We start from the raw sequence: 1,761 nt of genomic DNA, 5'->3' as shown, positions 1-1,761 counted from the left end.
ACACCCGTCACCCCAGTCACGGAGGACACCACATGGCACACAACCTGGCCGACCTCTTCGAGCACGCCGTGGACGCCTTTGGCGCGGACCGCCTGGCGGTGGTGGAGGACGAACGTCGGCTCACCTACGCGGACCTGGAGGCCGAGGCCAACCGGTGGGCCTCGGCACTGTCCTCCCTGGGTGTCGGTGCCGGCGACCACGTCGGTGTGCATCTGCGCAACGGGGTGGACTGCCTGGCCCTGATCATCGGGGTGCTCAAGTTGCGGGCGGTGACCATCAGCATCAACTACCGCTACTCGGGAGCGGAACTGCGCTACCTCTACGACTACTCGGACACCAGCGTGTTGGTCTTCCACCGTGAATTCGGTGGTGCGGTGACCGAGGCCGTCAGCGGTCTCGACTCCGTCCGGCACACGATCGTGGTGGAGGACGGCTCGACCGTCGACACGCTCCCGGACGGCGCCCTGGACGCGCGGGAGATCCTGGACGCGGCGTCGACGGAGCGCCCGCGGCTCGAGCGCAGCGGCGACGACCTCTACCTGGTGTTCACCGGCGGAACCACCGGAAAGCCCAAGGGCGTGATGTGGCGTCAGGAGGACCTCTGGCGCAGCCTCGGCGGCGGTGCGGACTACCACACGGGTGAGCCGGTGCCCGACGAGTACCACCAGTCCCGGTCCGGCCTCGGCGGCGATCCCCTGCGCTACCTGATCCTGCTCCCGCTCATCCACACCTCGGGCATCATGCCCAGCTTCACCGGACTGTTCGCCGGCGGCACCATGCACTATCTCCCGCACTTCCGGGCGGCGGACGCCCTGGAGGAGATCGAGAGCGAGAAGATCCAGGTCGCCGTGGTGGCGGGGGACGCGATGGTCCGGCCGATCGTGGACCAGATGCGTCGGACCGACCCCGACACCTCGAGCATGTTCATGGTCTCCTCGGGCGCCGCCCTGTTCTCCCCGTCGGTCAAGGCGGACCTGCTCGAGCTCCGCCCCGATCTGATGATCATGGACGCGTTCGGGTCGTCCGAGGGCGGTTTCGGCGGTCTGGGCGTGGTCACCAAGGCGAACCTCGACGACGGATCGCTGTTCGCCGATCACGGTCCGCGGATCCCCAGGGGGACCACCCTGCAGCTCGTCGACGATTTCGACGAGCCGCTCCCGGACGACTCGACGGAGATCGGCTGGATCGTCAAGAGCGGCTACCAGCCCGCCGGGTACTACAAGGACGAGGCCAAGACCGCCGAGACCTTCCGGGAGATCGCGGGCACCCGTCGGGTGTTCACCGGCGACCGCGGACGCTATGACGGCCCGGAGACGATCATCATGCTCGGTCGGGCGAGTCAGGTGATCAACTCGGGCGGCGAGAAGATCTTCGCCGAGGAGGTCGAGGCCGCGCTCAAGGCGGTGGACGGGATCGAGGACGCGGTGGCGTTCGGCATCCCGGACGAGCGGTTCGGACACCGCGTGGGCGCGGTGATCCAGTGGTCGGACACCGCTGATGCCGGAGATCTCGAGTCCGTCGGGCAGGCGCTGCGCGAGCACCTCGCCGGCTTCAAGATCCCCGCGGCGTACTGGGTGGTCGACCGCGTCGAGCGCCACCCCAGCAGCAAGACCGACTACGGATGGGCGCGGCGACTGGTGGCCGAGCGCGCCCCCGACCACGACCGGCGTACGGACGCCGTCGGCTCGGCGTGACCGGGCTGCGGCTGGACGGCCGGTCCTTCGCGGTCACCGGGTCCTCCCGCGGGATCGGTGCGGCGGT

1 protein-coding gene is annotated in these 1,761 nt (G+C 69.4%); it reads left to right on the top strand.

Annotated features, from left to right (window positions below; all coding sequences use genetic code 11):
- The first annotated feature begins 32 nt into the window (after window positions 1-32).
- Window positions 33-1,694 carry an AMP-binding protein gene (locus IY392_RS16985; protein ID WP_182613327.1) on the top strand — a complete coding sequence of 554 codons (1,662 nt, stop codon included), beginning with the start codon at window positions 33-35 and terminating at the stop codon, window positions 1,692-1,694.
- Window positions 1,695-1,761 lie beyond the last annotated feature (67 nt).

Origin of the sequence: Dietzia sp. SYD-A1 (assembly GCF_015356725.1) — a bacterium.
Taxonomy (GTDB): Bacteria; Actinomycetota; Actinomycetes; order Mycobacteriales; family Mycobacteriaceae; genus Dietzia.
This window is presented reverse-complemented; position numbering and strand designations above follow the sequence as displayed.